Source organism: Azospirillaceae bacterium, from assembly GCA_028283825.1.
Classification (GTDB): Bacteria; Pseudomonadota; Alphaproteobacteria; order Azospirillales; family Azospirillaceae; genus Nitrospirillum.
Genome location: JAPWJW010000002.1, coordinates 501,667 through 520,563, shown reverse-complemented (window position 1 = coordinate 520,563; position 18,897 = coordinate 501,667). Strand labels below are relative to the sequence as shown.

Here is an 18,897-nt window from a genome sequence, read left to right as displayed (position 1 = left end):
GGATCGTCAATTCAGATAAATTCAACAATCCATTTTCGGTGTTCCCAGGAATCACTGCGGGGGCGGCACATGGCCGCCCCCGCGTTGTCCCCCCATCCTTTTTTTCAGGGAATGCCTATCGGGATTCTTGGCGCCCCCGTGCACGCCCCATAGAAATTACATCGACCAGCGCAGCGACACCCCGTAGGTCGCCGGATCGCCGGGCACGGCAAGGCCGGTCGCACCGGAGACCGCGATATTGCGGTAGTAGTGCTCATCCGTGATGTTCTTGGCCCAGGCGGCGATTTCCCAATCGCCCAGGTGCAGGGCGGCGCGGGCATTCACCAGGCCGTAGGCCGGCTGGTAAAGGCCGGTGACCCTGGTGTTGGCGGCGTCGAAGAAGCTTTCCGTCTGATAGACGTATTCACCGCGCAGGGTCAGGTCGCGGGTCCAGACGGGAAGGGTGTATTCCGCCCCGAAGGAGCCTGAGAAATCCGGCGACCGCAGCTGGGTCTTGCCGGCGTAGCTGGTGGTGCCCGTCATGTATTGGCCGAAGCGGGCCTGCTGGTAGGTCATGGCCGCGTTCAGGCGGACGGCCCCCAGCACCAGGTCGATCTGGCCGTCGACGCCGGCCGTGTGGGTGCTGCCGGCATTGTCGATGACGTTGGTGGAATTGCCCAGCACGCGCAGGATCTGCTGGTCGGTGATGTCGGCGTAGAACACGGCGACGTTGGTGCGCAAATGGTGGTCCAGCCATTCGCTTTTGAAACCGACCTCGTAGGAATTCACCTTTTCCGGCTTGAAGGGTGTCGCGGCCACCGCCGCCGTGGCCGGCAGCAGCGTCTGGAAGCCGCCGCTCTTGAACCCCTGCCGCCAGGACGCGTAGGCCATCATGTCGGGTGACGGCTGGAAGCTGAGCGTCACCGCCGGATCAAAGGAACTCCAGCTGGCATTGGGATCGACATAGTAGGTGGGCGCGCCGAAGCGGCTGACCCAGCGGTTGTCTTCCTTTTCATCGTGCGTCCAGCGGCCGCCGGCCGTCAGGCTCCAATCCGGGGTGAAGAAATAGGTGGCCTGGCCGAAACCGGCGATGCTGTCGGTGTGCAACTGGCTGTGGTCGATGCTGGTCAGGTCGCGCAGCGCCACGGGCGGATAGTCCGGGCCGGTGATGACGGTGTCCTGCCGCGTGGTGTCGTCGTTGTAATAGAACAGGCCGGCCACCCAGTTGACGTTGGCGGTCTGCTTGGACAGGCGCAGTTCCTGGCTGAACGACTTGTCCTGTTCGGCGGAATCCAGCTCATAGGAGTCGGCGATGGTGCCGTCCTGGTCCTGCTTGCGGCTGAACTTGTTGGACCGGTAGGCGGAGATGGCCGTCAGCTTGGCGAACGACAAATCCCATTCCAGCCGGGCGGTGACGTCGCCCACGTCCTGGTTTTCGAACCCGTCGACATTGTAATAGTGCGCGTAGAAGCTTTCCCCCGACGGCAGCGCCGCGATGGCGGCCGGCGTCAGGAAGGTGGCCTTGTTGGCGGACGACAGGAACTGGTTGGTCATGCCGTTGCGGGCCGAATAGCCGTCGGCCGTCAGCAGCAGCGACATGTCGCCGTGGACGTATTCCAGCTGTCCGCGCACGCCGCCGCTCTTGATCGTGCCGGGATCGGCGCCCCCCGCCAGGTTCTCGGTATAGGCGCCCCGGTTCTGCATGGTACCCGCCAGGCGGAAGCGCAACTCGCCATCGCTGGTCAGCGGGCCGGAGACGGCGCCGTTGACGCTGCGCAGGTCATAGTTGCCGACATTGACGGAGGCGTCGGCGCTGAAATCCGCGGTGGGGCGCTTGGTGGTGATGCTGATGGCGCCGGCGGCGGCGTTGCGGCCGAACAGGGTGCCCTGCGGGCCCTTCAGCACCTCCACCTGGTCGATGTCGTACAGGGCGAACTGGGCGCCCGCCGTGCCGGTGACATAGACCTCATCCACGAAGAAGGCGACGCTGGGGTCGGAGCCGGCGTCCAGCTGGTTGGTGCCGCTGCCGCGCATGTAGGTGTAGCTGACGAAACCGCTGCCCACCGTGGCCATGGACAGGCCCGGCGCGTATTGCTGCACACTGTCCAGCGAGACGACGCCCGATTTCGCCAGCGCGTCGGCGTTGAGGGCGGTGACGGAGATCGGCACCTCCTGCAGGTTCTGGCTGAACTTCTGCGCGGTGACGACGATCTCCTCGATGCCGATGTCGGCCGGCCGTGCGGGCACGGCCGCCGGGGCGGCCGTTTGGGCCAGGGCGGGGGAAGCCAGGACCAGCGCCGAGGTGCCGGCCATGAAAAGGCATGTGCGGACGTTCATGGTGTTCTCCCTGTGGTCGGCGGCGCCTCTCCGGGCGCCTGCCGCTTATTTGTTTGGGGTCAGCCGGCTTCGGCCGGTATCACCACCCGATTGCTGAGCCGGCCCAGGCCGCTGACCTCCAGCTCGATCACGTCGCCGTGGCGCAGCCGTTGCCCGTGTTCCAGCCCGCAGCCGCCACCGACGGTGCCCGAAGCGAAGAACTCACCGGCGTGCAGCGTCTCATCCACCGAGGCATAGGCGATGATGTCTTCGAAGGTGTGCATCATGTCGGCGCTGCTGCCGACGGCGCGGACCTGGCCGTTGAGGATGGTGGTCATGGTCAGCGCCTGGGCATTGGGGATCTCATCCGCCGTCACCAGCCAGGGGCCCATGGCGTTGCCGGTGTCGAAATCCTTGCCCTTGCTGGGCCCCAGCATGGCCGGCATCTCGCGGTACTGCTGATCGCGGGCGCTGAAATCGTTGAAAATGGTGTAGCCGAAGATGTGGTCGCCGGCCTCGTCCCTGGGGATGTCCTTGCCGGACCTGCCCAGGAAGACGCCGAACTCCAGTTCATAGTCGAACCAGTCGCAATAGCGCGGGCAGATCACGTCCGTGCCGGTGCCAACGACGCTGAAACGGTTGGGCTTGTAATAGACCGGCCGTTCCTTGAACACCGGCGACAGGGCGGACAGCGGGGCGGCCCCGCTTTCCCCCACCACCAGGTGGCGGTTGGCCCGTGCCTGCATCAGGTGCTTCTCGAAGGTCAGGCAGTCGTACATCTGGCGCGGCACCGGCACCGGCGCCAGCAGGCGCACGGCATCCAGCGGCCGTTCCACGACGGGGCGCGCCGCCAGGGCCCGGGCGGCGTCCAGCGCCCACTCGCCCCCGTCGATCAGGGCCAGCATGTCGATGGACCAAGGGGCGCCGGCGGCACCGGCGGTGAAGTCGCTAAGGCTGGCTTCGCCCGGCAGCAGCGCGCCGATGTGCACGCCGCCGTCAATGGCGAACGAGATAAGCTTCATCGCGGTTTTCCTTGGGAAAAGGCGTCAGTGATGGTGGGTGGGATTGGTGCAGCCGGGGCAGCCGGCGGCCTCCGCCCGGCGCGTATGGCGCCGCTTGTAGTAGCGGCCCATCTGCGCCCACAGCTCCTGGCGCGGCAGCACGGGGCGGGTGCCGCTCAGTTCGCCGTAGATGGTCATGACGTTGGGGATCATGCGCTCGGCATCGCCCCAATCGTCGAATTCACCCAGCGTGATGTCGAAGGCGCAGTCCAGGAAGCCCATGCCGGCGGCGTGGCGCTTGGCCGTCTCATCCCAGATGTATTGCAGGTAGGCCTTGAAGTCCCGCACCGCCGGCTTGCCGACGATGGGGCCGTGGCCGGGCACCACCACGTCCACGTCCCAGTCCAGGATCAGGTCGCAGGCCTTGACCCAGTTGGCCACGGGGCCCGACCAGATGGCGGGATGGGCGCCGGCGAACAGGATGTCGCCGGTGTAGACCACCTTGTCCCCCGGCACATGGACCAGGATGTCGCTGCGGGTGTGGGCAGGGCCGACATCGACCAGCCGCACCGCCTTGTTGCCCACCGTCAGGTCCAGGGCGCCGTCGAACGTGTCGGTGGCGTGGGTGATGGTGATGCCGCGAAAGTCGAAATGACCGAACACCTGGTGCATGAAGTCGCCGCCCTCCCACTCCCGCCAGTTGTCCAGCATGTCGGCGATGGCGTCGGGCATGACGTGTTCCAGGTCCGCGTCCACCGACCGGGTGGTCAGGATGCGGGCACCGGTCACCAGTTCGTTGCCGAAGGTGTGGTCCCCGTTGGAATGGGTGTTGACCAGGGTGCCGATCCGCGCGGCGGCGGGCACGGCGTCCTTCATGGTCGCCAGCATCTCCGCCGTGATCTTGAGGTCGAACAACGTGTCGACCAGCAGGGTCTCGCCGCTGTCCTCGATCAGGCCGGCATTGCTCCAGCCCCAGCTGCCGTCGGGCAGGATATAGCCCCAGCAGCCGTTGCCCAGATCATGCAGCCCTTTGGTGAATTCCCATGCGGCCACCAGCGTCCTCCCTTTTTTCTTCCCCGTTCGGGGTAGGGCTAGTGGACAGGCAAGTGGCTCATCCAGGCAACAGCAGCCTATGGACGGTTGTCCAACGACGCCTCGGGCACGCCGCCGCCGATGCCCCGCATGCCGGCAACGGCGAAATTCACCAGGTATTGCGCGATCGTTTCGGGATCGTCATGACCAAGGTCAACGATATCGTCGTAGCGGCTGTCCATCAGCTCATAGGAATAGAGCGCGCCGACGATGAAGGAAAAACCCCATACCGCCTGCGCCGGGGTCAGGCCGGGGCTGGCCGCGCGCACGGAATCGATCCAGATACGCAACGAAGGGTTGCTGAAGCTTTGCCGCCGCATGGCCTCGCGCACCTCCGCCGGGGCGTTGACCCATTGGCGCAGCAGGCGCGGCGCCCTGCGCATCAGGGGGTCGGCGCTGCGGGCGCGGTTGACCAGCGGCTTGGTCAGGGCGGTGACAATGTCGCGCAGGTCGGCCGCGGCACCGCCCCTGGCCGCCTGCCGTTCCGCCAGCAGGGCCCGCCGCTCCGCCTCGATCTCGCGCCAGATGCTCTGCATCACGGCCACGAACAGGTCGGCCTTGCCGCCGAAATAGGCGTTGATGGTGCTGAGCGGCAGGTTCGCGTCCGCCGCGATGTCCCGCAGCGACGCCCCCTCATATCCGCTGCGGGCGAACACCGTGGTGGCGCTGTCCATCAGCGCCGCGATCGCATCAGACTTGGCCATCCATCCCCTTGCATCCCCACCGGACGCTTCCCTTCGCCCGGATCATAGGCCAGGGGCGGGCAAAGACCAAGCGGGCCCCAGGAGCAAGGGGTGACGTCACGTCACGACCGGCGCCTCGAACCCGATATCCAGGCCCACCAGGACACGCGCCACCATGTTGTAGGAGGCAACGATCATGGTCAGGTCGAACACCGCCGCCGGATCTGGGAAGTGGGTCCGCACCGCCGCCAGCGTGTCCGCGGCGATGCGGACATGCCGGGTGCTGTCCAGGGCGAAGGCCAGGACCGCGCGGTCCGCCGCGTCGAACAGGTCGGTATCGCGGCTGGCGGCGGCGACATCGTCCAGCGCGTCCAGCTGCGCCTGGGTGCCGCCGTCGCGCAGCCATGGGCCGGTGTGGTGGCGGAACTCATAGTCGGCGCCGTTCAGGCGGGCCACCGCGCAGATGGCCAGTTCGCGGTGGCGGGCGCTGATGTTGGGGCTGTTGCGGATGGGGCCCATCAGGGCGCCCCAGCCGGCGGCGACGCGCGGATTATGCAGCAGCATGCGGTCCAGGTTCAGCAGGCGGCCGCCGCGCCGGGCGCGGATGGCGGCCACCACCTCCGCCGCGTCGGGGCCGGGGTCGTCCTGGTAGGGGATCGTGGGCATGGCTCTCAAGTCCTTGTCCTGGTTGGAGGGGATCAGCCGACCGCGCGGTCGCGGCCCTGCCAATAGGGGTCGCGGATGGCGCGCTTCAGCACCTTGCCGACCGGGCTGCGGGGCAATTCGGCCCAGAAGGTCACGGCCTTGGGGGCGTGCACGCCGCCCAGCCTTTCCTTGACCAGGGCGATGATGTCGGCCGGCGCGGCCTGGCACCCGTCCTTCAGTTCCACCGCCGCGTGCACCGCCTCGCCCCATTTGGGGTCGGGCACGCCGAACACGGCGCAGTCGCGCACCGCCGGATGGGACAGGATCACCTGCTCCACCTCGGTGGAATAGACGTTGAAGCCGCCGCTGATGATCATGTCCTTGGCGCGGTCGACGATGTGGAAAAAACCCACCGCGTCGCGATAGCCGATGTCGCCGGTACGGTGCCAGCCCTGGTCGCGGGCCGCCGCCGTCGCCTCGGCATTGCGGTAATAGCCGGGGGTGACCAGGTTGCCGCGCACCACGATCTCCCCCCGCTCGCCATCGGCCAGCAGGTGGCCTTCCGCCCCCATGACCTCCACCCGCGTCGCCAGCGTGGCGCGGCCGCAGCTGGCCCAGCGCGCCTCGGGCCCGGCCGCCAGGTCCCGCGCCGGCAGGAAGGTCATGAACATCGGCGCCTCCGCCTGGCCATAGGACTGGCAGACGACCGGCCCGAACACCGCCACCGCCTCCCGCAGCTTGGCGGGTGAGATGGGGGCCGCGGCCACCACCATGTAGCGCAGCGAGGAATAGTCGCGGGTGCGCACATCCGGCTGGTCAAGCAGGCTGTAGATCAGGGTGGGCGGCAGGTAGAGGTGGGTCACGCCCTCGCGCTTGATGGCGTCCAGGATGGCGCGCGGGTCGGCCTTGGGCAGGATGACGTTGGTGGCGCCGCCGGGCAGGCAGCAGAAGGCCAGCACGCCGGCGGCATGCGTCATCGGCCCGGCCACCAGGTGCACGGGCCGCCCCTCATGGGGCATGCACTGCCAGAAGGTGGCGATCATCGTCTCCCACGTCTGCAGCGTCCATTCCGCCGCCTTGGACAGGCCGGTGGTGCCGCCGGTGGGAAAGACGCTGGCCAGGGTGTCGGGGGCATCGGCCGGATAGGGGGCCGGGCTGTCCCCCAGGGCCTCGAACGCGGCCAGCTCATCCAGGCGGACCAGCAGGCCGTCCGCCAACACCGGGCGCAGCGCCGCGACCTCATCCGCCAGGTCGGGGTGGTAGAACAGGCAGCGGCAGCCCATCAGGGCCAGCCAGTGGCGGTTGGCCTCATCCGAATTGCGGGCGTTGATCGGGACCCAGACCGCGCCCAGCCGGAAGGCGGCCAGGATGGCCAGGAAGGCGTCGACGCTGTTCGGACTGTACACCCCCACCCGCATGCCCGCCTCGACACCCCGGGCGGCCAGGGCGGCGGCGATACGCTCCACCCGGTCGCGCGCCGTTTCCCAGGACATGGATTCGCCGCCCAGGATGAAGGCGGGCGCATCGCCGCGACGCCGGAATCCCTGTTCGAAATAGTCGATCATGCGCATCGGACGCGCCCCTCCCTGATGGTTTTCTTAGGGGCCTATGGCTGACGCAGCGCCCGTGGCCCGGGCAATGGCAAAGCTTGGACGCCCGTCCAACGGCGGTCGCTTCTGGACACGCGTCCATAACGGCGGCTGGACCTGTCCCCCGACGAAGGATCAAATGGCGTCAACGACAAATGAACGGGGGGACGTGCCAGTGCGTATGGAGCGTGTGGGAACCATTGCCAGTCCGCCCTACCCTACCCGGCGGTCGGCCTATTTCGTCTCATCCATCGTCTTCCTGGCGACCCTGTCGGGCTTTCTGGACCGGCAGTTGCTGGCCATCCTGGTCGGCCCCATCAAGCACGATCTGGGGATTAGCGATTCCGGCATGAGCCTGCTCTACGGCTTCGCCTTCGTCCTGCTCTACAGCACGCTGGGGCTGGTCATCGGCCGGTGGGTGGACCGGGGACGGCGCAAGTACGTCCTGGCCGTGGGCATCGGCACGTGGAGCCTCATGACCATGCTGTGTGGCCTGGCGCCCGGCTACTGGTGGCTGTTCGCCGCCCGCATGGGCGTGGGCGTCAGCGAGGCCTGCCTGACCCCCGCCGCCTGTTCCCTGATCGCCGACTGTTTCCAGCCGCGCGCGCGGGGCCGGGCCATGAGCGTCTATCTGCTGGGCGTCTATATCGGCATCGGCCTGTCGCTCATAGCGGGGGGCGTGCTGCCGGGCTGGCTGGCCCAGCATCCGGCGCCTGCCGCTGCTGGGTGGCCTGGCGCCGTGGCGCGGCACCTTCCTGGTCATCGGCCTGCCCGGCCTGGCCGTGGCCCTGCTGGTGCTGGCCATGCGCGAACCGGCCCGCCAGGAAACGGGCGTGCCGCTGCCCGCGGCGGAGATGTCGGCGGCGACCACCCCCGGCCTTGTCGCCTACATCCGCGCCCATGCCCGGATCATGACGGGTGTGTTCCTGGCCCACGGCCTGCTGGCGTTCGCCGCCTATTCGGTCATGGCCTGGGCGCCCAGCATGCTGATCCGCCAGTTCGGGCTGGCCGCGTCCGGCGTGGGCGTGACCCTGGGCACCATCGCCGCATTGGGCGGCATCGCCGGCGCCCTGGCCGGGGCCTTCATCGCCGACCATTGGACCGCGCGGGGGGTGCCGGCCGCCAAGTTCCGGGTGTGCGCGGCGGGAACCGGGGCCGCCGCCATCGGGCTGGCGCTGCTGCCCCTGGCCGGCGACACCAAGGCGGCCTTCGCCTGCATCGCGCTGTGCCTGACCGCCCTGCCCTTCGCTTCCGCCAGCGGCCAGGTGATGGTGCAGGAGATGTTCCCCAACCAACTGCGCGGCCAGGGTTCCGCCCTGATGGTGCTGCTGCTGGGCCTGGGCGGATCGGGCTGCGGTCCGCTGGCCGTGGGGCTGGCCAGCGACCATTTGTTCGGCCCGTCCCACCTGTCCTACGCCATCGCCGCCGCCGCCTTGCCCGCCGCCCTGGCCGTCATCCTGCTGTACGTCGCCAACCGTGACGGTTTCGAGGCGTTGCGCCGCCAGCGCCTCAGCGCTTGATTTTTTTCGCCCTCAAGCGCCGGGCGCCGCCATCCGGCGGCTTGGGCTTCCTCGTTCCGCCCTGCGGTGCTCACTCCGGGGCCGGCAGTCGCCGGCCAGAAACGGCGTGAGGCGAACCTCACGCCGTTGTCTCATAAGGATTTCCCATGACCGGACCCTGTATCGTCGGATGGGCGCACAGCCCTTTCGGAAAGCTGGATGATGCCGACATCGAACAGCTGATCGCCCGCGTCGCCCGCCCGGCCATCGCCGATGCCGGCGTCTCCCCGGCAGACATCGACGGCGTCTTCGTCGGCAACTTCAACTCCGGCTTCAGCCGCCAGAGCTTCCCCAGTTCCCTGCCCCTGCAATCGGTTCCCGAACTGCGGCTGAAGCCGGCGGTGCATTGCGAGAACGCCTGCGCCTCGGGTTCCGCCGCCCTGTACGCCGCGCGCGACTTCATCGCGGCGGGGCGCGGCCGCCTGGCCCTGGTGGTGGGGGCGGAAAAGATGACGGCGGTGTCCACGGCCGAGGCGGGCGACCATTTGCTGAGCGCGTCATACCGCGTGGAGGAAGGCCTGGTGCCCGCCGGGTTCGCCGGCATGTTCGCGCAGGTGGCGGGGGCCTATTTCCAGCGCTACGGCGACCAGTCGGACGCCCTGGCCCGCATCGCCGCCAAGAACCACCGCAACGGCCTGGACAACCCCTATGCCCAGATGCGGCGCGACCTGGGCTTCGACTTCTGCCGGACGGTGTCGGAGAAAAACCCCATCGTCGCCGGGCCGCTGAAACGTACCGACTGTTCCCCCCTCAGCGACGGCGCCGCGGCCCTGGTGTTGGCCGACGCGGATACCGCCCGGACCCTGCGCCGCGCCGTCCGCATCCGCGCCGCCGCCCATGTGAACGACTTCCTGCCCCTGTCGCGCCGCGACCCCACTTGGTTCGAGGGGGCGGCCGAGGCCTGGCGCCAGGCCCTGGCGGCGGCGGGCCTCACACTTTCCGATCTGTCGCTGGTGGAAACCCACGACTGCTTCACCATCGCCGAACTCATGGAATATGAAGCCATGGGCCTGACCCCGCGCGGCCAGGGGGCGCGAGCCATCCTGGAGGGCTGGACGGAGGTCGGGGGCGTCCTGCCCGTCAACCGGTCGGGCGGGCTGAAGGCCAAGGGGCATCCCGTCGGCGCCACCGGCGTCTCCATGCATGTGATGGTCGCCATGCAATTGGCCGGGGAGGCCGGCGCGCTGCAACTGCCCACCCCCACGCTGGGCGCCGTGTTCAACATGGGGGGCGTCGGGGTCGCCAACTATTGCTCCATCCTGGAACGCGCCCGATGAACCATGACGGCGCCTTGGCCCCCTACGCCGCCAGCCCCAGCCAGGCCCGTGCCACCGGCAGGTGGCGCAGCACCAGGCGCTCGACCAGCAGCACGACGATCAACGATATCCCCAGCAGCGGCAGGAACAAGCCCAGCGCCACCAGCAGCACGGCGAACAGCCAGGGGGAACGCGCCGGCCGTTGCGAGGCGCGGGTGGCCGGCGGCGCCCCCAGCATGTGGGACGGGCGGCGACGCAGCCACAGCACCACCGAACTGACGGCCAGGGTGACCAGGCTGACGGCGGTGAACACGCCCAGCACCTGGTTCAGCCAGCCGAACAACTGCCCCTCATGCGCCGCCACGCCGAAGCCCACCACCTGATCCAGCCAGTGGCGCTGGTTGAAATCCTGGCGCGTCAGCAGTTGGCCATCGGCGCCCAGCGTCAGGTCGGTGCGCAGCGGTCGGTTCTGCGCGTCCGACTTGGCGGTCCAGGGGCCGCCCGGCTTGCGCGGGGGGGAGATCAGCACGGGTGCCGCCAGGTTCAGGGGCGCCACCGTGGCCACCAGGCCGTCCAGCGGCGTGTAGTCCATCACCATGGCGGGCATGGCCCCGCCGCCGTGGTGGTGATGGGCCGCATGCTCATCGGCAACCGCCGCGGCGCTGGCCGCCACGCCGTTGTTCATCGCCAGGCGCGCGGCCAGTTCGTCGGACCGGCCGGTGGGCCAGTCCTGCTTGGGCACGGCCGTGCCGGTGATGTAGCGCATCTCCTTGAAATAGGCGCCCCAGTTCTTTGACCAGGGCAGGCCGCTGAGCAGCAGGAACAGCGCGAAGAAGGAGACCCACAGGCCCACCACGGCATGCAGGTCGCGCCAGAAGGTGCGCCCGCCGTTGCCCAGCCGGGGATAAAGGATGCCGGCCAAACCCCGGGCCTGGCGCGGCCACCACAGGTACAGGCCGGTCAGGATCATGACGATGGCCCAGGAGGCCGCCAGTTCCACAAGGTAGGAGCCCTTGTCACCCATCATCAGTTCGCCATGCAGGCGGAAGATGATGCGCATCAGGCGGTCGTCCTCGCTCACCACCTTCAGGATGGCCAGGGTTTCCGGGTGGACGTAGACGCGGAATTGCTCCGTCCCCCGGCCGACGATGATGCGGGCGGCGGAATTGGGACCGGCCGGCAGCTCATAGGCGTTCAGCACGCCGCCCGGCACGGCGGCGACGGCCGCTTGTGCCTGGTCGGCGACGCTGGCCCGCTGGCCGGTGACGGCCAGGGTGTCGTAGGGCCGGTCGATCAGCGCCTCCACCTGCGGCTTGAACAGATAGAGGGCGCCGGTCAGCGACAGCCAGACGATGAAGGGGACGCAGAACAGGCCGGCGTAGAAGTGCCAGCGCCAGACCGCCCGCAGATCCAGCCAGGACCGGCGATCGGCAGGCCCCCCCTGGTCGAAAGCTTCCTGGGCGGAGAGGGTATCGATGCTCATCATGGTTTTCCCACCCGTGGATTTAGAACTTCACGCGCACGCCGCCGATGACCGTCCGGGGCGATCCCGCCCAGATGGAGCCCGTGCTGGCGGCCAGAGTGCCGGCACCGTTCTGCCCGCCGGCGGCGTTCAGGGTGTCGGTGATGTTGGAGGCGGAGGCGACGTAGGTCTCATCGAACACGTTGCGCACCTCCACATACAAACGCATGCCCGCGAGGGCGGGCGCCGAGGGTTCATAGTGGAGGTTCGCGTTCACCAGGTCATAGCCCGGCGCCTTCAGCAGGTTGGCGTTGTCCAGCATAAAGGATGCCGCGTGGTTGACCTCGACGAAGCCACCCAGGCCCTTCAGGGCGCCGGTGGGCTGGTCGTAACTCACGCGGGCGTTGAGGTATGACGGCATGACGCCAGGGATCTTGTTGCCGGCGCGGTTGAAGGCCACCGTGCGGCCGCTGCCGCTCAGCACCTCCACATACTCATCATAATACTGGTCATCCAGCAGATAGGCCGCCGACAGCCGGGCGCCGGGCAGGCTGTCCGGCAGCGGCTGCCAATCGGCCGAAACCTCCACGCCGCGATGCACGGAGGACGGCGCGTTGAAGGTGAAGGTTTGCAGGTTGGCGCCGGCGGACTGCGACACCAGCTCGTTGGAGAAGAACTCATAGAAGCCGGTGACGGTGGCCTTCAGGCTGCGCCCCAGCGTCCAGTCGGCGCCCAGATCAAAACCGACGTTGGACTGCGCCTTCAACTGGGTGTTGTTGCCGAACGTGCCGGCCTGGGTGACGAACAGGTTGCCGGATTGCGGCGTGCCGTAGCCGGTGGCGACCCGGGCGTGCAGTTGCCAGTCCTGGTCGGGCGTGTAGACCAGCGAGGCCTCCGGCGCCACGTTGACGAAGGTGCGCCGCGCCCGGATCAGGGTGGTGGTGGCACCGCCGCCGGTGGGATAGCTGTAGGCGGTCTGCAAGGCGTCGATGTCGGTGTAGTCGCCGCCCACGCCGACCACCGCCTTCCACTGTGGTGCCAGCGCCACCTCTTCCCGCAGGTGGGCGCCGACATTGTAGTGGTGGCCGAAGATGCTCTGCGTCAGGGCGCCCAGGGTGGCGCCGCCACCGGCCGCCGTGGCCGGCGCCAGGTTGTAGCTGTAGGAGTTGATGTCCTCATAATTGAAGGACAGTCCGGCGAACTGCGTCGCCTCCAGCCCGAAGATCTGGCCCCGGTTGGTGACGTCGCTCATCAGGTTGAAGGATGGCACGGTGCCCCGGGCGCTGGTGGCGCTGGTCGGCTGGTTGTAGTCGCGGTTGTCGAACACGAACTGTGTGCGCCAGACGGTGGCGTTGTCGATGTCGTGTTCCCAGCGCGCGCCGGCGATGGTGCGGCGGTCGTGCCGCCCCAGGCCGGCCTGGTCGGGGCTGAGGCTAAGCTTGGTGCCGTTGACGCCGTTGGCGTATACGCTGACCGGGGCGCAGCCGGCCGCCGCCAGAGCGGCACAACCCGCCTGATAGGGGTTGAGGTTGAACTGGTTCAGGGACAGGCGTAGCGACAGGTTGGAATCCAGGTCGTTGTTCACCAGCTTCACGGTGATGCGGTCGCGGGGGCTGGCCTCCAACGTGGCCAGCAGGTTCTCCGTCGTGGTGTTGAAGGAACTGTGCGCTGTCGACCCGTTGCCGCGCACATGGCTGCCGAAGAAACTGTAGTCGAAATCGTCGTAATGGGCGCCCGCCGTGGCATAGGCGTTGACGTAGCCGAAGCTACCCACGTCCACCCCGGTTTCCGCCCCGTCGATGTCGGCGCCGCTGCGCGTGCGGAAGTTGACCGCACCGCCGGTGGCGTAGTTGCCGTAAAGGGCGGAGGACGGGCCCTGCACCACGTCGATGCCGGCATAAGCGTGGGGGTCCGTCAGGTCGCTGCGCCCCAGGCCGTCCGGCTGGGTGACGGGGAAGCCATCCTCGAACATCTGGATGTTGCGCACACCGTAGGTCTGCCGCCCGTTCGACCCGCGGACGGAGATGGAAACGTCGCGGGGGCCGTTGCCCTGCTGCATGGTCACCCCCGGCGTCAGGGCCAGGATGTCGGCCACGGAAAAGGCGGGGCTGTTCCGGAACTGGTCACGGCTGACAGTGCCCATGGTCTGGCCCAGGGGCGCGTTGCGCACCGGCGGCGCCACGCGGTCGGCGGTGACCAGCACATCCTGGGGTACCGGGGTCGACGGCTGCGGCACGGCCACCTTGGCCACGTCGTCGGCGTCCAGCGCCGTCAGCGCGGCCTGGACCTGTTCAAGCTGGCGCTGCAACGCCGCCTTTTTCTCCGCCTTGGTCGGTGCGGCGGCATCGGCGGTCTGGGCCGGGGCGGGATGCGCCCAGGCGATGGACAGGGCAATGACGGCGGTCAGCGCGACGGCGCCGCCGGTCCTGGAATGGAAGCGGTACACGAAACTCTCCTGCGGCAGCCCATTGGGCCGCCATGACGCCGCCCCCGCACAGGCGGGGGCCGCGAAAGGCTGTGCCCGGCCCACGGGGCCGGAAGCGGATCGGATCAGCTCAGGAGAAGGGATGGCGGGCCCCGGGCCAGCCGGGTGCCGGGGGGCCGCAGATACCGCCGGGGGGCTGCCGGCGCGGGCGTCCAGCGGACCGCGCGGTATTCCGGCGACAGGATGAGGATGACGGCCAGCAGCACGGCCGCCAAGGCGGCCACGGCGGCGAAGACGCAGGGCGCATCGACCGTATGCCCGGCATGGCCGCCGCCCTCGTGATGATGGTGCATCCAGGGATCCGCCATCATCGCCTGGATCATCCCAGGCTTGGCCAGCGCCGGGTCGGCCATCATCGGGTCGGTCATCACCGACAGCAGGTCGTGCACGCTGTCGCACAGCATGATGGCCCCGGCGCCCGGTTCGCCCGAGGCCGGATTGGGCATATAGCCCACCGGCACCAGGCCCCGCAGGAACAACGCGACCACCAACAGCCACGCCCACCGCGACAGGCGGTGCCGGTTCCGGGCAGGTCCCCGGACGGGATGGCGGCGGGCAAGGCTCATAAGAACCTGATAAGAAAGCGGCGAATTGCTGTCAATGATTGAGGTCAAGCCCGGTTCCGGACTTTCGGCCGGGCTTGACCCATGCACAAACGACGCGTGGCGACCGCGCAGGCCGCCCAACCCCCGGCGGAATTGTCAGGGGACTTTGCCGGATTTTCCCGAATTATTCGTGCACCGTCCTTGTGGAAGGCTTCGTTTGACGGCCGTCATCTGCCGGCGCTCACGGATGGGCCGTGGGTGGCCGTGCCGGTGGGTCCGGGGACCCACCCTTGAGCTTGGGCGAGTTGAGCGGCATAGCCGATTTCCTGGGCCAGCTGCGTCAGGATGGACACGCCCCTGGCACTCAGGTCGGCGCCCTGCCACACGTCCCGAAGGTCCCCGAGATAGGCCGCCAGCGCCTTATCGACCGCGGCGGCACGGGCATCGTTGGCGGCCTCCAGAGCCTTGCAGTAATTGTTCTGCGCCGCATCCCAGTCCTGCCGCTCAACCTTGGCCGCCGTTTCCAAGGTACGGTAGTAGGTCTCATGGGCGGCGGCCAACTGCTGGCCATCATTACGCTGGCTGGCGGTTTGCGCCGCGGCAAGCCAGGCCTGATAGGCACTGTTGCGGCTGAAGCTTGCGTCCCAGGCGATGCGCTGCTGGCTGGCGCCCAGTTCGGCATAGGCACGCCACCAGGCCTGTGAAACCGCCAGTTCCGCCTCGTGGCTGGCCAGGCATATGGCGCGCCGGACCGCGCATAATGAGCTGGCCAGGCTGGGTGCCGCCTCGGCATCGGCATTGGCGTCGGCCGTCGCCGGTGAAGGCCCGGAGGGGGTGGCCGTGGCGGTCCTGGCCGCCGTGCGACGGCCCTCATCGCTTTTTTCCGGCCGATCCTCGCTCTTGGTCGACATGCTGTTCCTCCTCCGTCTCATCAGGTTTCGGCAACACGAACGTTTCAGGTCGGTAATCCCTCCGCGTCCAGGCGGGCGGCGGCCTCGATCTCTTCCAGCCCGGCCAAGGTGGCGGCAGCCGCGGCGGCCACGCTTGATCCAAGCTCCGGATGGTTCAGCAGTTCCCGGCTCAAGCCGCCGACCGAGGGGGCCTTGAACAACAGCAAGAGCGGCAGGTCCAGGCCCAGCAGGTCGCAGAGCTGGTGCATCACCCGGGCTGCCGTCAGCGAATGACCGCCCAGCGAGAAGAAATCATCACGCGCATCGATCTGGTCGAGGTTCAGCACGTCCATCCAGGCGGCGGCCACGATCTCCTCAACCGGCCCGGCAGGCGCCGTGAAGTCGCCCTCGTCACGGGACCGGTTCAGGTCCGGCGCCGGCAAGGCCCGGCGGTCAATCTTGCCATTGGGCGTCTGCGGCAGGGCATCGAGCCAGACCAGGGCCGTGGGCAGCATGTAGTCGGGCAACCGGGTTCGCAAATGATCGTAGAGCGCGGTGGCGCGGGGCCGTGCGCCTTCCGCCACGACGTAAGCGACCAGATAGGGGCCGGCCGGTTGGCCGGCGCCATCCCGGCGGGCGATCACCGCCGCCTGGCGCACCGCCGGATGCTGTCGCAGCACCGCCTCGATCTCACCTGGCTCAATGCGGAAGCCGCGGATCTTGACCTGGAAATCGCTGCGACCCAGATAGTCGATCCGGCCGTCGGCCAGCAGCCGGACCACGTCGCCGGTACGATAGAGCCGCCCGCCGGGAACGGTACCGAGATGGTCCGGCACAAACCGGTCGGCGGTGGCATCGGGGCGGTTGAGATAACCTTGGGCAAGGCCGGCACCGCCCAGGTAAAGGTCGCCCGGCACGCCCGGCGGCACCTGGTTGAGATGGCGATCCAGCACATGGGCCTGCAGATTGGCGATGGGCCGGCCGATCGTCACCGGCGCGCCGGCCCCGGCCAGCCGGTCGCCCGTGGCATAAATGGTGGCCTCGGTGGGACCGTACAGGTTCCAGCAGGTGGCGCCGTCCCCCGTCAGCCGGTCGGCCAGGTCCTGCGGCAGGTGTTCCCCGCCACTGATCAGCGTCATGCGCTTGTCGCCGCGCCAACCGGTTTCGATCAGCCGCCGCCAGGTCACCGGTGTCGCCTGCATGAAGGTGATGTCGGTCGCGGCCAGCGTCCGCGCCAGCGTCTCGCCGTCCAGGGCCGCCTCGCGGCCGGCGACGACCAGTTCCGCCCCCACCATCAACGGCAGGAAGATCTCCATGGCGGCGATGTCGAACGACAGGGTCGTCAAGGCCAGCCAACGGCCCTCCTGCGTCGGCTGCAGGCTCTGCCGCAGGGCGTGGAGCAGGTTGGACAGCGCCCCGCGGGACACCTGCACCCCCTTGGGTACACCGGTCGAGCCCGAGGTGTAGATGACATAGGCGGCCCGGGCCGGATCGACGGCGACCATGGGATCGTCCTCCGGCTGGCGGGCCAGGATCGGCGCATCCGCCGTCAGCCGGATCACCGTGGTGCCGACGGGCGCGAACGCCGCCGGCCGGTCGGGACCGCTCAGCAACAGCGGCACCCGCCCGTCGGTGAGCATGAAGCGCAGGCGATCCACCGGATAGTCGGGATCCAGCGGCAGGTAGGCACCGCCGGCCTTGAGGACCGCCAGCACCCCCACCACCATCTCGACGGAACGGTCGATGCAAAGGGCGACCAGCGTATCCGGCCCCACCCCCAGCCCGATCAGGTAATGCGCCAGTTGGTTGGCGCGGCGGTTCAGTTCGCCATAGCGGCACTGCACCGCGCCACACGTCACCGCCACGGCGTCGGGCCGGGCCACCGCCTGCCGCTCGAACAGCAGCGGCATCGCCGGCTCAGGCGGGAAAGCGGCCGTGGTCGCGTTCCACCCCGCCAGCAGGTGCCGTTCCGCCGCGGTCAGCAGCGGCAGCTCCCACAACCGCCGTTGGGGCGCCTCGGCAATGGCCGACAGCAGGGTCCGGAAATGGCCCACCATGCGGACGATGCGGTCCTGGTCGAAAAGATCGGTGCTGTATTCCAGGGTGCCACGCAGGCCCTTGTCATGGTCCTGCAGGAACATCGACAGGTCGAACCGGGTCGTGCCGGTCATGACCGCCGCGTCGGGTTCGTCCCCCGATGAGGCCAGCGCGTCCAGCGCCGGGATGTTCTGATAGGCGAACATGACCTGGAACAGCGGATGATAGCCCAGGTGGCGGGCCGGCTGCAGCGCCTCCACCAGCCGTTCGAAAGGCAGGTCCTGATGCGCCTGCGCCTCCAGCGTCGCCTCGCGGACCTGGGCCAGCAGGTCGAGCCAGCGCGGGTTGCCGGAAAGGTCGGCGCGGATCACCAGCGTGTTGGCGAACAGGCCGATCAGGGCCTCGTGCTCGCGGACGGTCCGGTTGGCGATGGGCGTTCCGACCGCCACATCCTCCTGTCCGCTGTAGCGCAGCAGCAGGGTCTGGAACGCCGCCAGCAGGATCATGTAGAGCGTGGCGCCGCTGCGCCGGCCCAGGCCCCGCAAGGTTTCGCACAGCCCATCCGGCAGATCGAAACTGTAATTGGCGCCGCGGTAGCTTTGCATCAGGGGCCGCGGCCGGTCGGTCGGCAGCTCCATCAGGGCCGGCAGGCCGCGCAGCTGGGTCGTCCAATAGGACAGCAGGCGATCGAACGTCTCGCCTTTCAGCCACCGGCGCTGCCATTCGGCATAACGGCCGTACTGAAGCGGCAGCGGCGGCAGCGGCACGTCGCGGCCTTGTCCCAACCCCTGGTAGAGCACGCCCAACTCGTGCGCCAATATGCCCAAGGACCAGCCATCCGAAATGATATGGTGCAGCACGAACACCAGTTGCGCCATGCTGGGACCGATCCGCAGCAGCAGGAACCGGACCAGTGGCGCCTGCGTCAGGTCGAAGGGCCGCTGAATCTCCCGCGTTTGCAGGTGCCGCACTTCGTCCGGGCGGCGGGCGGCGGGCAGGACCGTCAGATCGACCTCCGCCACCGTCACGGTAATGCCGGGTTCGACGATTTGCACCGGAACACCGTCGCTCACGCTGAAACGGGTGCGCAGCACCTCATGCCGGCGGACCAGTTCATCCACCGCCCGCTGCAACAGGGCGCTGTCCACCGTCCCCGCGAAGGGGATGCCCGTCCCCAGGTTGTAGACCGACAGGCCCGGCTGCAGCAGATCCACCAGCCACAGCCGTTCCTGCCCGAACGAAACCGGATATTGCTTGGGCTTGGCCGCCTTTTCGCGCAACAGCCGTTCCAGCAGCTGCCGCTTTTCCACCGGTGTAAGCTCCGGGCCGGTCGTCATGACGCTCATCGGCGGACACCT

13 protein-coding genes are annotated in these 18,897 nt (G+C 68.5%); 2 read left to right on the top strand and 11 right to left on the bottom strand.

Features of this window, described 5'->3' with window-relative positions:
• Positions 1–156: 156 nt before the first annotated feature.
• From PW843_10995 to PW843_10970, 6 genes are all read right to left on the bottom strand, one after another.
• Positions 157–2,316, bottom strand: a complete 2,160-nt coding sequence (locus PW843_10995) for a TonB-dependent receptor (GenBank protein ID MDE1147131.1) — start codon at positions 2,314–2,316, stop codon at positions 157–159.
• A gap of 59 nt (positions 2,317–2,375) precedes the next feature.
• Entirely contained in the window at positions 2,376–3,317 is a 942-nt protein-coding gene (locus PW843_10990; GenBank protein ID MDE1147130.1) for a fumarylacetoacetate hydrolase family protein, read from the bottom strand.
• A 24-nt stretch (positions 3,318–3,341) separates the two neighbouring features.
• Positions 3,342–4,349, bottom strand: a complete 1,008-nt coding sequence (locus tag PW843_10985) for an MBL fold metallo-hydrolase (GenBank protein MDE1147129.1) — start codon at positions 4,347–4,349, stop codon at positions 3,342–3,344.
• A gap of 77 nt (positions 4,350–4,426) precedes the next feature.
• Entirely contained in the window at positions 4,427–5,092 is a 666-nt protein-coding gene (locus PW843_10980; GenBank protein ID MDE1147128.1) for a TetR family transcriptional regulator, read from the bottom strand.
• Positions 5,093–5,188: 96 nt separating this feature from the next.
• Positions 5,189–5,737 carry a carboxymuconolactone decarboxylase family protein gene (locus PW843_10975; GenBank protein ID MDE1147127.1) on the bottom strand — a complete coding sequence of 183 codons (549 nt, stop codon included), beginning with the start codon at positions 5,735–5,737 and terminating at the stop codon, positions 5,189–5,191.
• A gap of 32 nt (positions 5,738–5,769) precedes the next feature.
• Complete coding sequence (locus tag PW843_10970) at positions 5,770–7,287, bottom strand: AMP-binding protein (protein MDE1147126.1); 1,518 nt, start codon at positions 7,285–7,287, stop codon at positions 5,770–5,772.
• Positions 7,288–8,036: 749 nt separating this feature from the next.
• On the opposite strand from PW843_10970, the gene PW843_10965 reads away from it, so the two are divergent.
• Together PW843_10965 and PW843_10960 are read left to right on the top strand one after the other, a co-directional pair.
• Positions 8,037–8,825: an MFS transporter gene (locus tag PW843_10965; protein ID MDE1147125.1), complete on the top strand. Its 789-nt coding sequence runs from the start codon at positions 8,037–8,039 to the stop codon at positions 8,823–8,825.
• A gap of 146 nt (positions 8,826–8,971) precedes the next feature.
• Positions 8,972–10,141, top strand: coding sequence for an acetyl-CoA acetyltransferase (locus tag PW843_10960; GenBank protein MDE1147124.1), 1,170 nt, complete (start codon positions 8,972–8,974; stop codon positions 10,139–10,141).
• A gap of 22 nt (positions 10,142–10,163) precedes the next feature.
• Here PW843_10960 and PW843_10955 read toward each other — a convergent pair whose 3' ends face one another.
• From PW843_10955 to PW843_10935, 5 genes are all read right to left on the bottom strand, one after another.
• Complete coding sequence (locus PW843_10955) at positions 10,164–11,606, bottom strand: PepSY domain-containing protein (protein MDE1147123.1); 1,443 nt, start codon at positions 11,604–11,606, stop codon at positions 10,164–10,166.
• Between the two features lie 19 nt (positions 11,607–11,625).
• Positions 11,626–14,028: a TonB-dependent receptor gene (locus PW843_10950; GenBank protein ID MDE1147122.1), complete on the bottom strand. Its 2,403-nt coding sequence runs from the start codon at positions 14,026–14,028 to the stop codon at positions 11,626–11,628.
• Between the two features lie 104 nt (positions 14,029–14,132).
• Positions 14,133–14,558, bottom strand: a complete 426-nt coding sequence (locus PW843_10945) for a hypothetical protein (GenBank protein ID MDE1147121.1) — start codon at positions 14,556–14,558, stop codon at positions 14,133–14,135.
• A 281-nt stretch (positions 14,559–14,839) separates the two neighbouring features.
• Positions 14,840–15,523, bottom strand: a complete 684-nt coding sequence (locus tag PW843_10940; GenBank protein ID MDE1147120.1) for a hypothetical protein — start codon at positions 15,521–15,523, stop codon at positions 14,840–14,842.
• 44 nt (positions 15,524–15,567) lie between these two features.
• On the bottom strand, positions 15,568–18,885 hold the full coding sequence (locus tag PW843_10935; GenBank protein ID MDE1147119.1) for an amino acid adenylation domain-containing protein: 3,318 nt from the start codon (positions 18,883–18,885) through the stop codon (positions 15,568–15,570).
• Between the last annotated feature and the right edge of the window lie 12 nt (positions 18,886–18,897).